We start from the raw sequence: 22,262 nt of genomic DNA on the forward strand, positions 1-22,262 counted from the left end.
CACGACGGCGAGATGCGTCCAGCCCTGGAGGCGTTGGCTATAAGGCTAACGCTTCTTCCCTGATGTCGAGGAACACGCAGAATTTATGAAGCCGATTTTTAGCAGGGGACCTTCCCTGCAGTTGCGCCTCTTTCTGGCAGTCATTGTGGCTATCGCGATTATTATCGCTGATAGCCGCGTGAGCTCCTTTTCCCAGATTCGTAACTACCTGGACACGTCGGTCAGTCCATTTTATTTTTTGGCCAACGGGCCAAGACAACTTCTTGATGGCGTTTCCGAAACGCTGGCGTCACGTCAGCAATTGGAGCTGGAAAATAAAGCACTGCGCCGTGAGCTCTTCCTGAAAAACAGTGACTTGCTGATGCTGGGGCAATATAAGCAGGAAAACGCGCGTCTGCGTGAACTGCTTGGCTCGCCGCTGCGCCAGGATGAGCACAAGATGGTGACGCAGGTGATCTCCACCGGCACCGATCCTTACACCGATCAGGTAGTTATCGACAAGGGCAGCGTAAACGGTGTTTACGAAGGTCAGCCGGTGATCAGTGATAAAGGGGTTGTCGGTCAGGTGGTTGCAGTCGGTCAGGTTACCAGCCGCGTATTGCTGATTTGCGATGCCTCGCATGCATTGCCGATTCAGGTGTTGCGTAACGATATTCGCGTGATAGCCGCCGGTAATGGCTGCAGCGAAGATTTGCAGCTGGAACATCTGCCGGGCAACACTGACATTCGCGTCGGCGATGTGCTGGTCACGTCTGGCCTGGGCGGTCGCTTCCCGGAAGGTTATCCGGTTGGCGTGGTCTCCTCGGTGAAAGTCGATACACAGCGTGCTTACACGGTGATTCAGGCGCGTCCAGCGGCTGGCTTGCAGCGTTTGCGCTATCTGCTGCTGCTGTGGGGCGCGGATCGTAACGGCGTAGCACCGATGGCGCCGGACGAAGTGCATCGCGTTGCCAACGAACGTTTGATGCAGATGATGCCGCAGGTTCTGCCGCCAGCAGGCGAAATGGGCCCACCGGCACCGGATACTTTGCAGTCATCGCAGCAAATGGGGCCACCGCAACCCGCTAATAGCAGTCGTTCGCAAGGGAATTCTGCGAACACACGCGGAGGCCAGCCTTGAGTCGATATCGCAGCCAGGGCCGATGGGTTATCTGGCTGTCCTTTCTGATTGCCCTTATCCTGCAAATCATGCCGTGGCCGGAACAGATCTTCATGTTCCGGCCTTCATGGCTGTTGCTGATCCTGATTTACTGGGTGCTGGCGCTGCCGCATCGGGTGAATGTTGGTACCGGTTTTTTCCTCGGTGGCATCATGGATCTGGTGGCAGGCTCAACGCTGGGCGTGCGTGCGCTGGCATTCAGCATCATCGCGTATCTGGTGGCCTTTAAATTTCAGTTATTCCGAAACTTAGCGTTGTGGCAGCAGGCATTAATGGTTATGGTGCTGTCCCTTGCGGTGGATGTGATTGTTTTCTGGGCAGAATTCCTGGTGATCAACGTCTCATTCCGCCCGGAAATCTTCTGGAGTAGTGTGGTCGACGGCGTCCTGTGGCCCTGGCTATTCTTATTGATGAGAAAGATTCGCCGTCAATTCGCTGTTCAGTAAGGAATACTATGATTAGCCTGTACCTCGCATCCGGTTCACCGCGTCGACGTGAGCTGTTAACGCAGCTTGGTCTGCAATTTGAACGCCTGATTACCCACGTAGAAGAGCAGCGTCAGCCAGAAGAAGCGGCTGAAGTTTACGTGCGTCGTCTGGCGTCAGATAAGGCGCACGCGGGCGTCGCGGTCGCACCGCAGGATCTGCCGGTGTTGGGTGCCGATACCATTGTGGTACTGAACGGTGAAGTACTGGAAAAGCCGCAGGATGCCGCGCACGCCGCCGCGATGCTGAGTAAGCTGTCGGGACAAACTCATCAGGTGATGACCGCCGTAGCGCTGGCTGATAAACAGCGTGAACTGGATTGCCTGGTGACCACGGACGTGACCTTCCGCAAGATGACGGCGGAGGAAATTTCGCACTATATCGCCAGTGGCGAGCCGATGGATAAAGCCGGCGCGTACGGAATTCAGGGCCTTGGCGGCAATTTTGTCCGCAAGATTAATGGAAGCTATCACGCCGTGGTGGGATTGCCGCTGGTTGAGACCGGTGAGCTGCTGAGTCATTTTCAGTCACTGCGAGCGTTAAGGGGACAAGATGACGGCTGAACTGCTGGTAAATGTGACACCTTCGGAAACCCGTGTTGCCTACATTGATGGCGGCATTCTGCAGGAAATCCACATTGAGCGCGAAGCACGACGCGGCATCGTGGGCAACATCTATAAAGGACGCGTCAGTCGCGTCTTGCCGGGTATGCAGGCGGCCTTTGTCGATATCGGCATGGAAAAAGCCGCCTTTCTGCACGCGTCCGACATCATGCCGCACACCGAATGCGTGGCGGGTGATGAGAAGAAAAATTTTGTGGTGCGCGACATCGGCGAACTGGTGCGTCCCGGCCAGGATTTGATGGTGCAGGTGGTGAAAGATCCGCTTGGCACCAAAGGCGCGCGCCTTACCACCGACATTACCTTGCCTTCGCGCTATCTGGTGTTCATGCCTGGCGCATCACACGTTGGCGTCTCACAGCGTATTGAGACCGAAGCCGAGCGCGAACGACTGAAAACGGTGGTTGCGGCGCACTGTGACGATCTCGGCGGCTTTATTATTCGTACCGCCGCCGAAGGCATTGGTTCGGAAGAGTTGTCGCAGGATGCCGCTTTCCTGAAACGTTTGTGGACCAAAGTCAGCGAGCGTAAAAAGCGTAATCAGACGCGTTGCCTGCTGTACGGTGAGCTGGCGTTAGCACAGCGCGTACTGCGTGATTTCGCCGGTGCTGCGCTGGATCGCATCCGCGTGGATTCACGTTTGACCTGCGATTTGCTGGTGGAATTCACCAGCGAATACATTCCGGAAATGGCCAGCAAGCTGGAGCTCTACAGCGGTAAGCAGCCGATTTTTGATCTGTTCGATGTTGAGAACGAAATCCAGCGTTCGCTGGAGCGCAAGGTCGAGCTGAAGTCCGGCGGCTATCTGATCATCGATCAAACTGAAGCCATGACCACGGTGGATATCAATACCGGCGCGTTTGTCGGGCACCGCAATCTTGACGAAACCATTTTCAATACCAACATTGAAGCGACGCAAGCTATCGCGCGTCAGCTGCGACTGCGTAATCTCGGCGGCATCATCATTATCGATTTCATCGACATGAGTAACGACGAACATCGCCGTCGCGTGCTGCATTCGCTGGAGAGTGCGCTGAGCAAAGATCGGGTGAAAACCGGCATCAACGGTTTCTCTGCGCTGGGTTTGGTGGAGATGACGCGCAAGCGTACGCGAGAAAGTATTGAACATGTGCTGTGCGCCGATTGCCCGGTGTGCAAAGGGCGCGGCACCTTGAAAACGGTGGAAACCGTCTGCTATGAAATTATGCGTGAAATTGTGCGCGTGCATCACGCCTACGATTCTGACCGTTTCCTGGTGTACGTTTCCCCGGCGGTGGGTGACGCGCTGAAGGGCGAGGAGTCACACGCGCTGGCGGAAGTGGAAATCTTCGTCGGTAAGCAGGTGAAAGTTCATGTTGAACCGCTCTATACCCAAGAGCAGTTTGATGTCGTCATGATGTGATCGTGAGGTTAAGTTCCGTAAGCCAACGGACTGCAAGGAGAGGTGTGTGAGGCGGTTGCCGAGGATTTTGTTACTGCTGCTCGCCGCAATCATCGTAATTGTGGCGCTGCTGGTCAGCGGGTTGCGCCTCGTGATGCCGCACCTCAACAGTTATCGCAGCGATATTCTGCAGACGATCTCACGCGTCAGCGGCGTCACGGTCGATGCCAGCGAACTGCAAGGGAAATGGGAGAATTTCGGCCCGACGCTGCAGGTGCGCGATCTCAACATCTCGATGCAGGAAGATGGTCAACTCACCATCGGCCGCGTCAATCTGGCGCTCAATGTCTGGCAATCGCTGCTGCACTGGCGCTGGCAATTCCGCGATCTCACCTTCTGGCAGCTGCATCTCGAAACCAACCATCCGCTGTTCACCAGCGATGAACAGAAGAACAGCTTCAAACCGGCGCAAATTAACGATCTGTTTTTGCGTCAGTTCGATCACTTCGATCTGCGCGACAGCAGCATCCGTTTTCTGACGCCGTCCGGCCAGCATGCCGAACTGGCGATTCCACGCCTTACCTGGCTGAACGAAAATACCCGTCATCGCGCGGAAGGCGAAGTGAGCCTCTCCAGTTTTACCGGCCAGCATGGCGTGGTACAGGTGCGGCTTGATCTGAACGACAGCAACGGTTTACTCAGCGATGGCCGCATCTGGATGCAGGCCGATGATGTTGATGTGCGGCCGTGGATTGGCCCGTGGCTGCGTGACAATACCAGCCTTGAAAGCGCACGTTTCAGTCTGGCTGCGTGGGCGAATTTGCGTGATGGCGATCTCTACGCCGGTGATTTGCTGCTGAGCAAAGGCGGCGCGCGCTGGCGCGGCGAGCAGGGCGATCATCAATTACAGGTCGATGGCTTAACCGCGCACTTGTCGCGCTATCAAAATGGCTGGAGCCTTTCGGTACCGCAAACGCGACTGAGCACCGACGGCATCGCATGGGCGCCGGGGCATTTTTCTCTGCTGTGGAAGCCGGAAGATAAGCAGATGATTGGCGCCAACAGTGCGGCGGAAATGCGCGTGCGTGCCACCCAACTCGACTTAGAACGTCTGGCACCGATCGTGCCGCTGTTTAAGCCACTTTCCCCCACTTTGCTGGATAACTGGCGTTCGTTACAGCCGCGCGGCCACATTGATGCGCTGGCGCTGGATATCCCGTTGCAGCAGCCGGAGCAAACGCGTTTGCAGGCGAAATGGCGCGATCTCGCCTGGCAACAGTGGGAATTGCTGCCGGGTATCAGCAATCTCAGCGGTAGCGCCAGCGGCAGCTTAAACAACGGTTTGCTGGATGTGGCGATGGGCCAGGCGGAAGTACCGTATGGCGATATGTTCCAGGCTCCGCTGCAGATTAAACAGATCACTGGCCAGCTTAACTGGCTGCGTGATGCCAACGGCTTAACGCTGGATGGACATCAGCTGGATGTGCAGGCGCGCTCGCTGTGGGCACGCGGCGATTTCCGCTACCAGCAGAATTTGGGGACCGCGCCGCGCCTTGATATTCTCGCCGGGATTCGTGTCACCAATGCCGGCGATGCGTGGCGCTACTTCCCGCAGCAGCTGATGGGCCACGATCTTACGCACTATCTCAGCGACGCGATTAAAGGCGGGCAAGTGGATAACGCCACGCTGCTGTTTGCTGGCGATCCCGCGCTATTTCCGTTTAAGCACAATGACGGCATGTTTGAAGTTTGGGTACCGCTGCGTAACTCCACCTTCCAGTTCCAGCCCGGCTGGCCTGCACTGGAAAATCTCGACATTAATCTCGACTTCCTCAACAACGGTTTGTGGATGAAAGCCGATCAAACCAAACTCGGCGAAGTTGATGCGCGCAACGTCAGCGCGGTGATCCCGGATTACCTGAAAGAGAAGTTGATTATCGATGGCGATATCAGCGGCGAAGGCAAAAAAATCGCCGACTATTTCGAGCAAACGCCACTGAAACCAACACTCGGCGCGGCGTTGCAGGAGTTGCAGATTGGCGGCAATGTGCGCGGCAAACTCAATCTCGATATTCCGCTGGATGGCGAGCAGGTGCACGCCAGCGGCAATGTGGTGCTAAATAACAACACGCTGCATATCAAACCGTTAAAAACCACGCTGAACAATCTCACCGGCCGTTTCCGTTACAACAACGGCAATCTGGAGAGTGAAGAGTTGCAAGCCAATTGGTTCGGGCAGCCAACCGGCGTGAGTTTTAGCACGCAAGAGAATCCCAACGACTTTGGCGTGAACGTCAAGCTGTTGGGCGATTGGCAGCCAGGTAAACTCAAGGTGCTGCCGGACGCCATCACGCGTCAGTTAGGTGGCTCTTTACCGTGGCAGGGCAATGTCGATATCACGCTGCCGCACAAAGGTGGCGCGACTTACAAAGTTGCACTGCAAGGCGAGGGCAAAGCAGTAAGTAGTCACTTACCAGCACCGCTGGATAAAGCGGCCGGTGAAGCGATGCCGATTACTATCAATGCGGAGGGCGATCTCAAAGGCTTTACCTTGAGCGGTAGCGTGCGCGATCACCATCGTTTCAATAGCCGCTGGATTCTGGAGCCGCAGCTGCGCGTTGATCGCGGTATCTGGCTTAACGATGCGAAAAGCACACCGAAGCTGCCGGAAAAACGCGGCATGGAGCTGAATCTCCCGCCGCTGGATGGCGAAGCCTGGATAGGGATGATGGCTGGCGCGGGCAGTTCACGCAGTGCGCAGGGCGAGCCTGAAGTGGGCGGCGCATTGCTGCCTGGCGATTTTATTCTGCGGACACCGGCGCTGACGCTGGGTGGTCAGCAGTGGCACGACGTTAACGCCACCGTCACGCAGGGCGCAGGCGGCAACACGCGTTTGCAGCTGGAGAGCCGTGAAGCACGCGGCAGTTTGCAGACGGCGCAGCAGTCACCGTGGCAGATCAACCTGAGCTATCTTTACTACAATCCTGAATGGACTGAGAAAAGCGATGGAAAATCATCGCCGTTTGGCGGCAACAGCAGCAACATCAACTTCAGTAGTTGGCCAGCATTGCAGCTTAACTGTGATGAGTGCTGGTTGCGCGGACAGAAATTCGGTCACATGCAGGCGAAGCTGCAGCCGCAAGGCGATACGTTAGCACTTACTAACGGTTCGATTGATTCTGGCAGCTCGAAGCTCAACGTGGCGGGTGAATGGGTGAATAAACCCGGCGATCAGCGCACTTCGCTGAAGGGCAGCCTGAGCGGTGACAATATCAATGACGCCGCCAACTGGTTTGGCATGAACACGCCGCTGCGCGACGCACCGTTCAAACTCGATTACGATCTGCATTGGCGTTCTGCGCCGTGGCAACCCTCGGTAGAGACGCTGAGCGGTACGCTGAAAAGCCACTTTGGCAAAGGCCAGATCGCCGATGTTAATACCGGTCGCGCGGGACAGTTGCTGCGTCTGTTTAGCTTCGATGCCTTGCTACGTAAGATGCGCTTCGATTTTAGCGACACCTTTAGTGATGGTTTCTATTTCGATTCGATTAACGGCACCGCATGGATTGAAAACGGCGTGATGCGCACCGATAACCTGCTGGTGGATGGCCTTGAAGCGGATATCGCCATGAAGGGCAACATCGATTTGGTGAAGCGTCAGATCGACATGGAAGCGGTGGTCGCCCCGGAAATCTCCGCCTCGGTCGGCGTCGCCACCGCCTTTGTGATCAATCCGGTGGTCGGCGCAGCGGTGTTCGCCGCCAGTAAAGTGCTGGGGCCGCTGTGGAATAAGATTTCGCTGCTGCGTTATCACATCAGCGGACCGCTGGATAAGCCGGAAATCAATGAAGTACTGCGTAAACCGCGCGTAGACGATAAGAAGTGAATTTGACGCCGTCGGGTAATTGCCGCAGGCTATGACTATCCGAGCACATAATGAGTGAGAAACGATGACTCTGAATCTGGTAAGTGAGCAGTTGCTAACTGCGAACAGCATTAATCAGCAGGACCTTTACTCCCTGTTAGGGCAGCTTTCAGAACGTCGTCTGGATTATGCCGATCTCTATTTCCAGTCCAGTTTCCACGAATCCTGGGTGCTGGAAGACAAAATTATTAAAGATGGTTCTTACCACATCGATCAGGGCGTGGGCGTCCGCGCCGTCAGCGGCGAGAAGACCGGTTTTGCTTATGCTGACCAGATTTCCCTGAATGCACTGCGTCAGTCGTCTGAAGCGGCGCGCAGCATTGTGCGTGAACAAGGCAACGGTAAAGCGCACACCTTGTCGGCAGTCCTGAACCGTTCGCTGTATGCGCCCGTCAATCCGCTGGATAGCCTGACGCGTGAAGACAAAATTGCCCTGCTGCATCGCGTCGATAAAGTGGCGCGTGCTGCCGATCCGCGCGTGCAGGAAGTGAATGCCAGCCTGAGCGGCGTCTACGAACAAGTGCTGGTGGCGGCAACTGACGGTACGCTGGCAGCAGATATTCGTCCGCTGGTGCGTCTGTCCATCAGCGTGCAGGTGGAAGATCAGGGTAAACGGGAGCGTGGCTCAAGCGGCGGCGGTGCGCGTACCGGTTATGAATTCTTCCTCGCCGACGAGAGCGGTGATGTGCGTGCCGATGCCTGGGCGCGTGAAGCGGTGCGCATGGCGCTGGTCAATCTTTCCGCCGTGGCGGCGCCCGCTGGCATGTTGCCGGTGGTGCTGGGCGCAGGCTGGCCGGGCGTGTTGCTGCATGAAGCGGTCGGGCATGGTCTGGAAGGTGACTTCAACCGTCGTGCGACGTCGGTATTCAGCGGCAAAATGGGCCAGCTGGTGGCTTCAGAGCTGTGTACCGTGGTTGACGATGGCACCATTGAAGGTCTGCGCGGTTCGCTGGCGGTCGATGATGAAGGCGTGCCGGGCCAGTACAATATGCTGATTGAAAATGGCGTGCTGAAAGGCTACATGCAGGACAAGTTGAATGCGCGTCTGATGGGCGTCAATCCAACCGGCAACGGTCGCCGTGAATCTTACGCGCACCTGCCAATGCCGCGTATGACCAACACTTACATGCTGGCGGGTAAATCGACGCCGCAAGATATCATTGAAAGCGTGGAATACGGCATTTACGCGCCGAACTTTGGTGGCGGCCAGGTTGATATCACGTCCGGCAAGTTTGTGTTCTCCACCTCAGAAGCTTACCTAATCGAGAAAGGCAAAGTGACTACGCCAGTCAAAGGCGCCACGCTGATTGGCTCTGGCATTGAAGCGATGCAGCAGATCTCGATGGTTGGCAACGATCTGGCGCTGGATAAAGGCGTCGGCGTATGCGGTAAAGAGGGACAAAGCGTGCCGGTTGGCGTGGGCCAGCCAACGCTGAAGCTGGATAAAATCACCGTAGGCGGTACCGCCTAAACTTGTAGGGTCGCCATTCATGGCGACCTTGGTGCGTCGCTGCCAGAACCACGCTGGGTTGTGGCGGTCCTCGCGCCGCTTACGCGGTGCCTTCACGCCGTTCGGCAGCCTTACGGACCGGCTCAGACGGGGCTTCCTGCCCCGGCTTCGCCTTAAGTTCGCGTCCTGCGAGCTTATCCTGGCCGCCTCACTCTGTTCAGCGCTGCGGATTGCCACAACCCAGCGCGGCTCAGTCAGCTTTTCAACATTTGTGCAGTGTTAGATCAATTCAAAGTTTTCACTATCCAGCAGCAGACGTTGCAGCTCCCGCTCTAAACACAAAACAAATCAACCCTTCCGATGCTGCTGATACTGCTGCGCCACCTGCTTAAAATACTCGGTCAGATAATCAATGCACACCTGCACTTTCAGCGGCAGCTTATCTTTCTCGGTATAGAGCGCATATACCGGGCGCGGCTCCGAGTGATATTGCGGGAACAGAATATCGATCTCACCCGCGCTGATCTCATCAATCACCCACATCAACGGCACATAAGCGATACCGCAACCTGCTTTTAGCCAGCGAATCAGCGTCTGCGAATCGTTGGTGACGAAACGGCCCTGCGGCGTCAGGCGCGTCACCAATCCTTCCGGCGCAACCAGTTCAAACGTGTTATCCGGTCGCACGCTGTATTCCAGCCAGGAAAAATTATCGATCTCGCCGGGCTTCTCTGGCGTGCCGTGCTGCGCCAGATAGCTCTTCGCTGCGCACACTACCATCGGCATCGCACCCAGCCGACGCGAGAACAAGTTCGAATCCTGTAACGCACCCACGCGCACCACCAAATCCAACCCGTTGGCGATCAGATCGGGTGCAGGAATGCCCGTCACCAGATTGACGCTCAAACCCGGATATTCGCGTAACATTTCGCTGGTCATCGCCGATAACACATTTTGCGCCATCGTTGATGAGCAGCCGATGCGTAGAATACCGATCGGCGTGTTGTTGAAGGCATACAGCTGCTCGTGCACCTGCGATGCCTCCGCTAACATGCGACGACAGCCCTGAAAATAGATCTTTCCTGCTTCGGTCAGGCCAATGCTGCGCGTGCTGCGGTTAAGCAATTTGACCTGTAACTCATCTTCCAGTTTGGCGACAATCTGGCTGATAGACGAAACGCTAAGCTGTAGCTGGCGCGCTGCGGCGGTAAATGAACCCAATTCAACCACTTTGGCGAAAATGGACATGCTTTTAAGTCGATCCATTGTTTACTCTGGCTAAAAAGTGATTTAGCTCACAATATGTAGAAAACGTATAGTCAAGCGCGTTACTATACGCGTCGCTGGGTCTCTTCACTGCACCTGTACATGGCTGTGTTAACCCGATGATACGCTATGATTAGCTCAACGCGGCCTGAATGTTGCCATCAGTTTATCCGTCATCCCCTGATCGTAAACCCAACGTGCCGCACGGCATGTGGGCAGGTATCGGTGCAATCCGGCAAGGTCGAACTAAGGATCCGAAATGAGTGTGCTTCCGGTATTTGTCGTATTTGGGCTGAGTTTTCCGCCCATCTTCGTTGAACTATTAGTTTCACTGGCGCTGTTCTGGCTGGTGAAACGCGTGCTGACGCCCAGCGGGATCTACGATCTGGTTTGGCATCCCGCACTGTTTAACACCGCGCTGTATTGCTGTGTGTTTTACCTTGTATCCCGTTTATTCGTCTGAGGTTCTTTAAGTGAAAGCGCTAATAAGAAAAATCGCGCGATACGCGATTACACTCCTGCTGGTTGTCATCGCCATCGTGATCATCTTCCGCGCGTGGGTGTTCTACACCGAATCACCGTGGACGCGTGATGCCAAATTCTCTGCCGATGTGGTGGCGATCTCGCCTGACGTCACCGGCATCATCACTGACGTGCCGGTGCACGATAACCAACTGGTGAAAAAAGGCGATACGCTGTTTGTGGTTGACCGTCCGCGCTACCAAAAAGCGCTGGATGAAGCCCAGGCGGACGTCGAATATTACCAGGCTTTGGTGAGTGAAAAACGCCGTGAAGCCACGCGTCGCAATCAGTTGGGGACCAGCGCGATGTCGCGTGAAGCGATTGAGCAATCCAACAACGATCTGCAAACCAGCGAGCATCAGTTGGCGAAGTCTGTTGCCACGCGCGATCTGGCGGTGATCGATCTCGATCGCACCACCATCAAAGCGCCATCTGACGGCTGGGTTACCAACCTTAATGTTTATCAGGGCGAATTTATCACGCGCGGTTCAGTCGCCGTGGCGCTGGTACAGCAGCACTCCTTCTATGTGCTGGCCTATATGGAAGAGACCAAGCTGGATGGCGTGCGTCCTGGCTTCCGCGCGCAAATCACGCCGTTGGGTAGCAACGCAGTGTTGCGCGGCACCGTCGACAGCATCGCGGCAGGCGTAACCAACAGCAGCAGCAGCAGCGACAGCAAAGGCATGGCGACCATCGACTCGAATCTGGAGTGGGTGCGTCTGGCGCAGCGTGTGCCGGTGCGTATTCGTCTCGATGAGCAACCGGGCAACCGCTTCCCGGCCGGTACCACCGCAACGGTGGTGATTACCGGTGCGCAGGATCGCGAAACCAAAGTCTCGCCGCTGGCGCAGTTGTTCAATCGCCTGCGTGAGTTTGGTTAAGCGAGGGCGATATGATTGAGTTTTTGCGTTTCCCGGTGAAGCTCACCTTCGCGCTGGTTGCAGCGTTGATGATTGGCTTTCACTTCAATCTGGAAACGCCGCGTTGGGCGGTGATGACCGCCGGCATCGTGGCCGGTGGTACCGCCTTTGCTGCGGGGGGCGATCCCTATTCTGGCGCACTGCGCTATCGCGGCATTCTGCGCATCATCGGAACCTTCATTGGCTGTATCGCCGCGCTCACCATCATGATTGCCACGGTGCGTGCGCCGGTGGTGATGCTGCTGCTGTGCTGTATGTGGGCTGGCATGTGCGTGTGGCTCTCTTCGCTGATCAAAGTCGAAAACTCCTATGCGCTCGGCCTTGCCGGTTACACCGCGCTGATCATCGTGGTCACGGCGGATGCCAGCGGTGGCTTAACGCTGGCTCCGCAGTTTGCGGTTGAGCGCTGCAGTGAAATCGTCATCGGTATTCTGTGTGCGATTCTCGCCGACATGCTGTTCTCGCCGCGTTCAATCAAAAAAGTGATTGAGCAGGAAGTGGATGCGCTGCTGGTGGCGCACTACAAACTGCTACAGCTGTGCGTAGCGCATGAAGATAAAGACGAAGTGGATAAAGCCTGGAGCGCGTTAGTGCGTCGCACCACGGCGCTCAACGGCATGCGCGGCCAACTGATGATGGAATCGTCACGCTGGAAAAACTCCAGCCGCCGCCTGCAAATGCTTAACACCTTATCGCTGACGCTGATTACCCAAGCCGCCGAAACCTTCCTGATTCAAAACTCGCGCCCGGAATACATTCCACCGCACTATCGTTTGCTGATCGAAAAAGAGGTCAACGACGTCAACGATGTGCATAAACGCATGAAGGTGATGCGTCGCTTGATTGGCGTAAGCAGCAAAACTGTGCCGGTAACGCTGGCGAGTTGGGTCGGCGCAGCCACCGAATATCTGCTGCTGATCAACGGCATCAAAAGCAACAGCCGCATCACCACGCTGGAAGAGAGCATTCTGCAGCGCGAAGTGGTGGTTCAGGCGCGATCCGCTGAAACCCATCACGCAATGATCAATGGCGTGCGTACCTTTGTCGCCACCGCGCTGGGTTCGCTGTTCTGGTTATATACCGGCTGGACATCGGGCAGCGGCTGCATGGTGATGCTGGCGGTGATTACCGCGCTGGCGATGCGTATGCCGAATCCGTTGATGATGGCGAAAGACTTCCTTTACGGCATGACGGTTGCGGTGCCGCTCGGCGCGCTTTACTTCATCTTTATTCTACCCGCGACCCAGCAAAGTGCGTTGCTGTTGTGTATCGCCATCGGCGCGCTGGGCTTTATCGGCGGCATCTTCGTGCAGCGCCGCCAGTTAGGTACGCTGGGCGCGCTGATTGGTACCATCAACGTGCTGGTACTGGATAACCCGATGAAGTTCGAGTTCAACGTGTTCCTTGATAACGTGTTGGGCCAGGTGATTGGCTGCTTTGTGGCGATGATGGTGATTCTGCTGATTCGTGATAAATCACGCGATCGTACCGGACGTAAGCTGCTAAACCGCTTTATGTATGCAGCAGTAGCCGCGCTCACCACCAATCAGGCGCGTCGTCGTGAGAACCACTTGCCGGCGCTGTATCAGCAACTGTTCTTGCTGCTTAATCTGTTCCCCGGCGATATCGACAAATACCGTATCGCGCTGACGCTGATTATCGGCCATCAACGCCTGCGTAATGCCGAAGTGCCGGTGAATGCCGATCTCTCGGCTTATCACCGCCAGCTGCGCTCCACCGCCGATCGCATTATTTCGGCGACCAGCGATGACAAGCGCCGCTATTACTTCGAGCGGCTGTTGCAGGAGCTGGAGGTATATCAGGAGAAGCTGCAGTATTATTCGGCACCTGATAACGTCACCGAACCGGTGAAACGTTTGGCGCTGATGCTGGATAAGTATCAGAACACCTTAATACAAATCTGAAACTGGCCGCTGCAGCCTGCAGCGGCCTTTTAGATCCCACGCTGACACAAAAACCTCTGATATTGGCATCTATACTTTCCTGACAGGACGCAAACTGACAGGAGAAAACCGATGTCCACTTCCCTGCAACAACACGACTTATTCAAGACCGGCTATTTCGCTGATGGTCAGTGGCATAACGCCAGCGCGACCTTTGAGGTGACCAATCCCGCTACCGGCGAAGTCATCGCCAACGTAGCGAAAGCCGGCCAGCACGAAACCGAACAGGCGATTGCCGCCGCGCAGCGTGCATTTCCCGCCTGGCGCGACAAAACCGCCAAGGCGCGTGCCGACATCCTCAATCGCTGGTATCAGCTGATCATCGAGAACAAAAGCTGGCTCGGCCAGTTGATGACGGCCGAGCAGGGTAAACCGCTCAAAGAAGCCGAAGGTGAAGTGGAATACGCCGCCAGCTTTATTCAGTGGTTTGCCGAGCAGGCGAAACGCGCCAACGGTGAAATCATCCCGCCAGCTAAACCGGGCTCGCGCATTCTGGCGACGCGTGAACCAATTGGTGTGGTCGCGGCGATCACCCCGTGGAATTTCCCGATGGCGATGCTGACGCGCAAACTCGGTCCCGCGTTGGCTGCGGGCTGTACCGGCATTATTAAACCCGCGAATAACACGCCGCTGAGTGCCTTCGCGCTGCTGGCGCTGGCGCAGAAAGCCGGCGTCCCTGATGGCGTGCTCAATGCGGTGGCGGGCGACACGCATGCCATCAGCGACGCGATCATGGCCAGCAAAGCAGTACGCAAAATCTCCTTTACCGGTTCCACCGCGGTGGGCAAAACGCTGATGCGTAATGCCGCCGAAACCATGAAAAAAGTCTCGATGGAGTTAGGCGGCAACGCGCCTTACATCGTGTTTGATGATGCCGATATTGATGCGGCGGTGCAGGGCGCGATTGCCAACAAATTCCGCAACGCCGGACAGGTGTGCGTCAGCGTCAACCGCTTCTATGTGCATAACGCGGTCTACGATCGCTTCGTTAATCAACTGGCCGATGCGGTGGGCAAACTAAAAGTCGGAAATGGCGTGGAAGAAGGGGTGATCGTTGGCCCGCTGATTGAGCCGTCCGCGCTGGAGAAAGTGGAAGAGCACGTCAAAGATGCATTGAGTAAAGGCGGCAAATTGCTGGTCGGCGGCGAACGTCATCCTCTTGGCGGCAACTTCTGGCAACCAACGGTGATTGGCGAAGCGCATGAAGAGATGAAGCTGGCGCAGGAAGAGACGTTTGGTCCGGTTGCGGCTTGCTTCCGCTTTGACGATGAAGCCGAGGTGATTGCGCGTGCCAACAATACCGAATTTGGCCTGGCGGCTTACTTCTACACGCAGAATCTGCAGCGGGTATTCCGCGTCTCAGCGGCGCTGGAAGCGGGCATGATCGGCATTAACGAATGCGCGGTATCCACTGAGCTGGCACCGTTTGGCGGCGTGAAAGAGTCTGGACTGGGACGCGAAGGATCGGTGTTGGGGATGGAAGAGTATCTGGAAGTTAAAGCGTTGCACCTCGGCGGACTCAGCTAGCCGCAACAACCAAGAGGGCGTCATGATGAGAACCGAGCGTTTCGATTTCGACGAGATTGTCGATCAAGCCCATTTTTATCGACAGTTTAGCGATCGTTTTGCGCTAGCCGATCTCGCCATCAACGATCTTGACGATCTTTGGGATGCGATTGTCGGTGAGCAACTGCCGTTGCCGCTGGAGATTGAATTTGTAAATCTGGGGAAAGGGCAGAAACGCCGGTATGGCGCATTGATCCTGCTATTTGATGAAGCAGAAGAGGAGCTGGAAGGCCAGCTCCGCTTCAATATAAAGTAAAAAGGGCCCCGGCGAGCGGGGCCAAAGGGTTCGTCTTAATTGACGAGGAATTACTTATACAGCTCAGCTGTCACGTGGTAGCTGTCGCCGGTTTTCGCTTCAATCACTTTGTAAGCGCTGGCACCTTGCTCATCCGCTTTCTGAGAAAGCTCGGCACGATAGTCCATTGGCGAACCGCCGGTTCCGCTGATTGAAATGGTGCTGCCGGTAGGTTGCAGATTCTGCGCCTGTTGTTCGGTGACCAGTTGTGCTGCAGAAGCACCAAAGGCGAACAGGGAAAGCAGGGTAGCAGTTGCGATGGTTGTTTTGATTTTCATAATTTTCTCCTCGTTTAATCAACAACCTGCGGCAGAAAAGGGGTGGCGGGTCGTCGATCTATTGCCCGGCGCCATCAAGGCACCGGACGTTCAATTAGTGATTATTTGTAGAGTTCAGCAGTGACGTGGAAAGTATCGCCACGGTTGCTTTCGATGATGCGGTAATGGCTGGCACCCTGCGCATCAGCTTTCTGTGACAGTTCCTGACGAACGTTAGTCTGGTCACCGTCAACACCGCTCACGCTGATGGTTTGGTTCAGAGATTGCAGCTGTTCAGCTTGTTGGTTTGAAACAAGGCTGGCGGCACTCGCGCCAAAAGAAAGAACAGAAGCCAGGCCCAGTACTGCGATAGCTAATTTGGTTTTCATGATTCACTCTCCTGAAATGGGGGCCGGCAACCTGAGAGGCAAGCGCGTCTCAAACGGGTCGCCGTTCACATTGCTTTTTAAGTCAATAACTTATTTGTACAGCTCAGCGGTTGCGTGGTAGCTGTCACCGGTATTCGCTTCGATCACGCGGTAAGCTTTCGCACCTTGCTGATCGGCTTTATCGTTTAACTGCTGACGGATATCCATTGGAGAACCGCCCACGCCGCTGACGCTAATGGTGCCTGCGGGTTGCAGATTCGCTGCCTGTTCGGCGTTAATAGAATCTGCTGCAAAAGCACCAAATGACAGGGCAGAGAGAACACTCAAAGTCGCGATAGTAGTTTTAACGTTCATGATATTTTTCCTCGTCGTATATTTTTATCTTTTTCTTTCGTGTGATTTGCATCACGAAAACAAGTATAGATCTAATCACCCAGGAAATTAATACCGAGCTAATAATGTTTGGTTGTAATTCTTTATCCTTATGGCACTTTTTTAGAACCTGAAGTTATAAAAAACGCCTGGATCTTAACCATTGATGGTTATTTAGACGTAAAAACAATGATCTACATCAAATTATCTTTTAGTGCGAAAGATCATGGTTGATCTCGCTGGCTGATACGCAGAGGAAAGGGAATGACACTGAGCACGATGTGTAAAGCAGTGTAAAATAGCGCATAAGGTTAAGCAGGCGCAAAGGTCGTACCAATCTGTTAGCCTGAAAAGAACCGCTAAGCATATGGATAACTTATTATTTACCAAGGGGTTTGTAACAGATTGGTTACGAATGAAGCGGGAAGGGCAAGATAACCGGCAGAGGATCTGCCGGTATGCAGCAGGGTTTTATAGCTCTTGTTCGAATAAAACCAGAATCGCGTCGTACAGCTGTTTTACTGAGAAGGTGCGCGCAGGCGTAATAAAGATGGTGTCATCACCGGCGATGGTGCCGAGAATCCCTTCCGCTTTACCCAGCGAATCCAGCAGACGCGCAATCAGCTGCGCAGCGCCCGGGCTGGTGTGAATCACCACTAACGCATCGTTGTAATCGATATCCAGCACCAGATTCTTCAGCGGGCTGGTGGTGGTGGGTACGCCGAGTTCAGCAGGCAGGCAGTAAACCATCTCCATCTTGGCGTTGCGCGTACGCACCGCGCCGAACTTGGTCAGCATGCGAGAAACTTTGGACTGATTGATATTCTCGAAGCCGTCTTCCTGCAGCGCCTGCACGATTTCGCCCTGGGAGCTGAATTTCTCTTCCTTCAATAAGGCTTTAAACGCCTTAATCAAGTCGTCTTGTTTCGATGGGTTTCGCATAAGCTACCAATTAAAAGAGGGTTGCAGAGGGCAACAGGCCCACGGCAGATAAATTATTATGCATTTAGATGAATTTTTATGCAATAAGTCTGATGAGAGAATCGCGGTAATGACCTGCGGGGCGGGCATAATAACAGAATATGATGTCGCACCAAAATCGCGGGTGGGCGCGCAAAGCGAAGGTTGCAAAGTTGTTATATTATTGAGGTGGTAACAACAATATCGATGATCATTGCCGTCCATTGTCTTCTGGCTGCGAATGAATCATTCAGGCGACTTCTGAAGTGGAGATGTCTCGGGAGCCGATTGCGGCGTAGTGTTAAGTGCGCGACAGGTTTAGTCGCTATCGCCTGAGAAGTTGATTAAACTCGTAACCTGATGGATTTTCGGCATATCTCTGCCCCACCTTAATAAGGAGTTCAGGATGAAAGTTGCCGTTCTCGGTGCCGCTGGTGGTATTGGCCAGGCGCTCGCACTGCTGCTCAAAACGCAATTACCCGCAGGCTCAGCTCTCTCACTTTACGATATCGCCCCGGTAACGCCGGGTGTGGCGGTCGATCTCAGTCACATCCCAACGGCAGTCACCGTGGAAGGGTTTAGCGGTGAAGATGCTACGCCTGCGCTGCATGGTGCTGATGTGGTGCTGATTTCCGCGGGTGTGGCACGTAAGCCGGGCATGGATCGCGCCGACCTGTTTAACGTTAACGCCGGTATCGTGCGTAACCTGATCGAACAGGTTGCCAGCACCGCGCCAAAAGCGCTGATTGGCGTCATCACCAATCCGGTGAATACCACGGTGGCGATTGCGGCCGAAGTGCTGAAAAAAGCCGGCGTGTATGACAAGAATCGCCTGTTTGGTGTTTCCACCCTCGATATCATCCGCGCTAATACCTTTGTCGCGGCGCTGAAAGGCAAGCAGCCTAATGAGATTGAAGTGCCGGTGGTTGGCGGGCATTCAGGCGTAACCATTCTGCCGCTGCTGTCGCAGGTGAAAGGCGTGAGCTTCAGCGAGCAGGAAGTGGCGGATCTCACCAAACGTATTCAGAACGCGGGCACCGAAGTGGTGGAAGCGAAAGCCGGTGGCGGATCGGCGACGCTGTCGATGGGACAGGCGGCGGCCCGTTTTGGCCTGTCATTAATTCGTGCCCTGCAAGGCGAAGCCAACGTGGTGGAGTGCGCGTATGTGGAAGGCGATGGCGAATATGCCCGCTTCTTCTCGCAGCCGCTGCTGCTGGGCAAAAACGGCATCGTTGAACGCCGTCCGCTGGGCACGCTAAGTGCCTTTGAACAGCAGGCGCTAAACGGCATGCTGGAAACGCTGAAGAAAGATATCGCGCAGGGCGAAGAGTTTGTGAAGTGATCGGCTCTGAGCTGCAATAAAAAACGCCCGGCAATTGCCGGGCGTTTTGTTTTTATAAGCCGCCAGATTTGAAGGTCTTATTGGCGGGCGCGCCGTTGCTGGCGGGATTTTGTTTTCCTAGCGTCTCCATGCGTACCTGGAACGGCGGGAATGGCATCTCAATGCCGTGCTCCTCAAAGCCGCGCAGAATCAGCTGATGCAGTTCATGGCGCAGCGGCATGCGATGTCCCATCTCCGCCGCATGCACGCGCAGTTCAAACAGCTGAATACCTTGCTGCAAATCGACAAGGAAAACATCCGGCGCCGGCATATCCAGCACGTAGGTGCAGCGATCGGCCGCCTGTTTAAGAATGTTGGTCACTTCATCACTGTTGACTCTGGCTGGCGCCGGAATCGTCAGCACCACACGCGTCACCGAATCCGATAGCGACCAGTTTACGAATTGCTCCGTAATGAAGGCCTTGTTCGGCACGATGATCTCTTTGCGGTCCCAATCAGTGATGGTGGTGGCGCGCGTGTTGATGCGAGTGATGCTGCCGGTCAGATCGCGAATGGTCACGGTATCGCCGATGCGGATCGGCTTCTCAAACAGGATAATCAGGCCAGAGATAAAGTTGGCGAAAATCTCCTGCATCCCGAAGCCCAAACCCAGACCTAACGCGGCAACCAGCCACTGCAGCTTCGACCACTCAATGCCCATCATCGAGAAGCCAATCAAGCCGCCAATCAGCATCAACGCATACTTGGTCAAGGTGGTAATGGCGTAGCCGGTGCCCGGTGCCAGGCTGAGATGCTGTAACAGCGCCAGCTCCAGCAGCGCGGGCATATTGCGCACCAGCTGCGTGGTGATAATCAGCACCAGAATCGCAATCAGCACCGCACCCAGCGTAATCGCCTGCACGCTATCAACGCCCTGAATGGTGGTGCTGGCATTCCACAGCGGAATGTTATCGAGGAAACTAAACGCCGAGTGAATTTCTGACCACAGCACAATCACCGAAACCAGCGCGATCAGCGTCAGGATTGAACGTACCAGACGCAGCGACTGCGCGCTGATCTCATCGAGATCAATGCTTGGCTCATCGATTTCGATGGTGTCGGCATTCGCCGGCGTCGATTGCTCTTTCTCTTCTTCACTGCGCGCGCGGTTGGCCAGCATATCGGCACGACGCTGACGTGCACGGTCAAAGGCGATGCGGCGGCGCTGAATCAGCATCCAGCGGCGGATAATGTGATACACCACCAACAGGAAGAACCAGATACCCACCGAGGTTTCCAGACGCGCCAGCAACGCCTGCGCGGTGGCGAGATAACCGATGCAGGAGGCGAGGGCAGCAACCAGCGGCAGGGCGATCATCAGGTTCCACAAAATGCGGTTTACAAAGTTATCGCCGTTGCCCTCTTTATCCAGATAGAGCGGAATACCGGCGCGTTTCAGGCTAACGGTAACGATGCTCAGCGCGCCACAAATCAGAATGAAACACACGCGTCCCAGCGTGCCGGAGAATTGCGGATCGTCGAGGTTTGCAAAGGCGATCAGCAGCATGATCAACGGCACAATCAGCCCAACCGACAGCGAGTAATAGCGCATCGCACGCGCCACGCGCGCTTGCGGCCAGCGGAAGTGCACCACAAACAAGCCATCGGGACGCGCAAAGGCGGCGCTGATCATAAAGGCCCACAGCAGCGGCAGCGTGGCGGTGATGCCATCGCCAATCGCCACGGCGAACGGATAAGGCCAGGCATGCTGTAAACCGTAACCAAGCGCGGCCCACAGCACCGGCAGCGGCACCGCCACCAGAATCGACCAAAATACCGTGCGCAGCGTCAGGCTAAAGCGGTCCTGCGTGACTTTGCCGACGCGGCTGGCGGAGCGCTCCATAAAGGCGTTGTAATGACGACGCGAACTGATGCTGAAGCCTACCAGCAGTACCGCACCAATAATCGGCAACACGGTTTCGCGATTGGTAAACATCATCGCCAGCGCTTTACCGAGCTGACCCGCCGTATCCAGCGACAGCAGACGCTTAAGGTCCTGCGCCATCTCGACCGGGAAATTCAGGCCGATGGTGTTGACGTCGGCGGTCCAGAACAGATAGCGATGCGTCGCATCTTTAACTTCGGCTAAGGCATCCTGCAGCTGCGTATTGGAAACTTTGAGCTTGGTGATTTCCAGAATCAGCGTATCGCAACCGGAAATCAATGAATTCAGCAGTTCGCGCTGGGTTTTGAGTTGCGCTTCGAGGATGCGCACCTGATCGCTGCTGAACGGCGTGCCATCATCCTGCTTGGCTTTACGCAGATCCTGCTGGCGCTCGAGCAGATCTTCATAATGCAGACGCTGCACGCGCAGCTGGCCCATTTCGCTGTCGATCTGCTGAGATTTCGGCATCTCGGGCAGACGCGCGACCTGCGCGCGCAGGGCTTCACCCAACAGATTGGACGCGCCCAGCCATTGCGACTGCTCACGCAGCGTGCTCAGCGCCTGACGCACCTGCAAAGTCTGATTGGTGGCGAGACGCTGCTGCGAGGCAACTAAATCCATGCGCTGCGCTTGTTGGTTGAGGTCAGCGGAGAGTTCGCGGTTAACGCGGAACTGATCGCTGATCGAGCTCGGCAGATCGCCGCTGTTTTCGGCCAGCTGCTCGGTACGCTCCAGCGCCAGTTCAGCTTCACGTTGGCGCTGGTTGTTGAGTTGATTGCGCAGCGCCTGCAGATAGTTATCCAGCTGGGTGGCTTTGCGCTGATGTACTTCGGCGCGCATACGCGCCAGTTCCTGACGATTATTCGCTGACAGCTGTGCCAGCTCTAACTCGTCCACGCGCGCTTTGTTGGCAGCATTTTCCGCCTGACGTGCGTATATCTGTGCCTGCGCCAGCGGCGTGGTGGCTGTCGAGGAACTCTGCGCGCGGCGATCGCTTTCGGTCATCGCCCGGCGTGCGTCGGTTTGTTGCTGTGGCAGCTGCGACAGGGAATCGCTGATTTCGCGCGCGCGATCCTGCTCCTGCTGTGCCTGACGGCCTTCCTCCAGCAGCTGGCTGCTGACCTGCAACAGCTCCTGATCCAGCTCGGCGCTGCTCATATTACTGCGCACCGCCTTGCTGCTGTCCGTCAGCGTGGCGATCTGCTGACGTAATTCACGCGCCAGGCGCGGGAAATCATCAATTACCTGCTGATACTGCTTCGCGCGTGCCAGCGACTCATCGCGCTCGTTGAGGAAGTTGATCGCCGCTTCCAGCGCCTGCACCTGTTCGGTTTGCGCGGGGGAGCTTTTTGCGGATTTAGCCGCATCCAGTTCCTGCTTAAGCTGGCTGGATTGCGGAACGGTGGCTGCAAATGCAGAACTGCTGAGCACAAGGCTCAGCAGCAGGGAGAGGAGAACACGCACG

18 protein-coding genes are annotated in these 22,262 nt (G+C 55.6%); 12 read left to right on the plus strand and 6 right to left on the minus strand.

Annotated elements, in window-relative coordinates; translation table 11 throughout:
• The first annotated feature begins 85 nt into the window (after positions 1-85).
• The 6 genes from mreC (at position 86) to tldD (ending at position 9,041) form a co-directional block, all read left to right on the plus strand.
• Entirely contained in the window at positions 86-1,120 is a 1,035-nt protein-coding gene (mreC, locus tag PanJK_RS07565) for a rod shape-determining protein MreC (protein WP_008101989.1), read from the plus strand.
• Positions 1,117-1,605: a rod shape-determining protein MreD gene (gene mreD, locus PanJK_RS07570; RefSeq protein WP_008101987.1), complete on the plus strand. Its 489-nt coding sequence runs from the start codon at positions 1,117-1,119 to the stop codon at positions 1,603-1,605. The genes mreC and mreD overlap by 4 nt, the downstream gene beginning before the upstream one ends.
• An 8-nt stretch (positions 1,606-1,613) precedes the next feature.
• Positions 1,614-2,207 (plus strand): Maf family protein, encoded by a 594-nt coding sequence (locus PanJK_RS07575; RefSeq protein ID WP_265298621.1) that lies wholly within the window; start codon positions 1,614-1,616, stop codon positions 2,205-2,207.
• Complete coding sequence (gene rng / locus PanJK_RS07580) at positions 2,197-3,666, plus strand: ribonuclease G (protein WP_061720203.1); 1,470 nt, start codon at positions 2,197-2,199, stop codon at positions 3,664-3,666. Before PanJK_RS07575 ends, rng begins: the two co-directional genes overlap by 11 nt.
• Before the next feature lie 46 nt (positions 3,667-3,712).
• Entirely contained in the window at positions 3,713-7,531 is a 3,819-nt protein-coding gene (gene yhdP / locus PanJK_RS07585; RefSeq protein WP_265298624.1) for an AsmA2 domain-containing protein YhdP, read from the plus strand.
• Between the two features lie 64 nt (positions 7,532-7,595).
• Entirely contained in the window at positions 7,596-9,041 is a 1,446-nt protein-coding gene (gene tldD, locus PanJK_RS07590; protein WP_061720201.1) for a metalloprotease TldD, read from the plus strand.
• Positions 9,042-9,368: 327 nt separating this feature from the next.
• Here the strand turns inward: tldD and aaeR are convergent, their stop codons facing one another.
• Positions 9,369-10,286 (minus strand): HTH-type transcriptional activator AaeR, encoded by a 918-nt coding sequence (gene aaeR / locus PanJK_RS07595; RefSeq protein ID WP_008101977.1) that lies wholly within the window; start codon positions 10,284-10,286, stop codon positions 9,369-9,371.
• A 259-nt stretch (positions 10,287-10,545) separates the two neighbouring features.
• Here aaeR and aaeX point away from each other — a divergent pair, with 259 nt between their 5' ends.
• The 5 genes from aaeX to PanJK_RS07620 all read left to right on the plus strand — a co-directional run bounded on the left by aaeX (position 10,546) and on the right by PanJK_RS07620 (position 15,514).
• Positions 10,546-10,749 carry a p-hydroxybenzoic acid efflux pump operon protein AaeX gene (gene aaeX / locus PanJK_RS07600; RefSeq protein ID WP_007891984.1) on the plus strand — a complete coding sequence of 68 codons (204 nt, stop codon included), beginning with the start codon at positions 10,546-10,548 and terminating at the stop codon, positions 10,747-10,749.
• Between the two features lie 10 nt (positions 10,750-10,759).
• On the plus strand, positions 10,760-11,689 hold the full coding sequence (gene aaeA / locus PanJK_RS07605) for a p-hydroxybenzoic acid efflux pump subunit AaeA (RefSeq protein ID WP_008101975.1): 930 nt from the start codon (positions 10,760-10,762) through the stop codon (positions 11,687-11,689).
• Between the two features lie 11 nt (positions 11,690-11,700).
• On the plus strand, positions 11,701-13,653 hold the full coding sequence (aaeB, locus tag PanJK_RS07610) for a p-hydroxybenzoic acid efflux pump subunit AaeB (protein ID WP_265298629.1): 1,953 nt from the start codon (positions 11,701-11,703) through the stop codon (positions 13,651-13,653).
• Positions 13,654-13,764: 111 nt separating this feature from the next.
• Positions 13,765-15,219, plus strand: coding sequence for an NAD-dependent succinate-semialdehyde dehydrogenase (locus PanJK_RS07615; protein WP_265298630.1), 1,455 nt, complete (start codon positions 13,765-13,767; stop codon positions 15,217-15,219).
• A 25-nt stretch (positions 15,220-15,244) separates the two neighbouring features.
• Positions 15,245-15,514 carry a hypothetical protein gene (locus PanJK_RS07620; protein WP_036647722.1) on the plus strand — a complete coding sequence of 90 codons (270 nt, stop codon included), beginning with the start codon at positions 15,245-15,247 and terminating at the stop codon, positions 15,512-15,514.
• 50 nt (positions 15,515-15,564) lie between these two features.
• On the opposite strand, the gene yhcN (PanJK_RS07625) is transcribed toward PanJK_RS07620, so the two are convergent.
• The 4 genes from yhcN (PanJK_RS07625) to argR all read right to left on the minus strand — a co-directional run bounded on the left by yhcN (PanJK_RS07625) (position 15,565) and on the right by argR (position 17,513).
• On the minus strand, positions 15,565-15,831 hold the full coding sequence (gene yhcN / locus PanJK_RS07625; RefSeq protein WP_008101968.1) for a peroxide/acid stress response protein YhcN: 267 nt from the start codon (positions 15,829-15,831) through the stop codon (positions 15,565-15,567).
• 101 nt (positions 15,832-15,932) lie between these two features.
• Positions 15,933-16,199 (minus strand): YdgH/BhsA/McbA-like domain containing protein, encoded by a 267-nt coding sequence (locus PanJK_RS07630; RefSeq protein WP_007891990.1) that lies wholly within the window; start codon positions 16,197-16,199, stop codon positions 15,933-15,935.
• Positions 16,200-16,289: 90 nt separating this feature from the next.
• Positions 16,290-16,553 (minus strand): peroxide/acid stress response protein YhcN, encoded by a 264-nt coding sequence (gene yhcN, locus PanJK_RS07635; protein ID WP_256697598.1) that lies wholly within the window; start codon positions 16,551-16,553, stop codon positions 16,290-16,292.
• 489 nt (positions 16,554-17,042) lie between these two features.
• Complete coding sequence (gene argR / locus PanJK_RS07640; RefSeq protein WP_008101964.1) at positions 17,043-17,513, minus strand: transcriptional regulator ArgR; 471 nt, start codon at positions 17,511-17,513, stop codon at positions 17,043-17,045.
• A 424-nt stretch (positions 17,514-17,937) separates the two neighbouring features.
• On the opposite strand from argR, the gene mdh reads away from it, so the two are divergent.
• On the plus strand, positions 17,938-18,873 hold the full coding sequence (gene mdh / locus PanJK_RS07645; protein ID WP_097095873.1) for a malate dehydrogenase: 936 nt from the start codon (positions 17,938-17,940) through the stop codon (positions 18,871-18,873).
• A 52-nt stretch (positions 18,874-18,925) separates the two neighbouring features.
• Here the strand turns inward: mdh and mscM are convergent, their stop codons facing one another.
• Positions 18,926-22,261 (minus strand): miniconductance mechanosensitive channel MscM, encoded by a 3,336-nt coding sequence (mscM, locus tag PanJK_RS07650; protein ID WP_256697596.1) that lies wholly within the window; start codon positions 22,259-22,261, stop codon positions 18,926-18,928.
• Between the last annotated feature and the right edge of the window lies 1 nt (position 22,262).

Origin of the sequence: Pantoea sp. JK, assembly GCF_026130245.1 — a bacterium.
GTDB lineage: Bacteria > Pseudomonadota > Gammaproteobacteria > Enterobacterales > Enterobacteriaceae > Pantoea > Pantoea trifolii.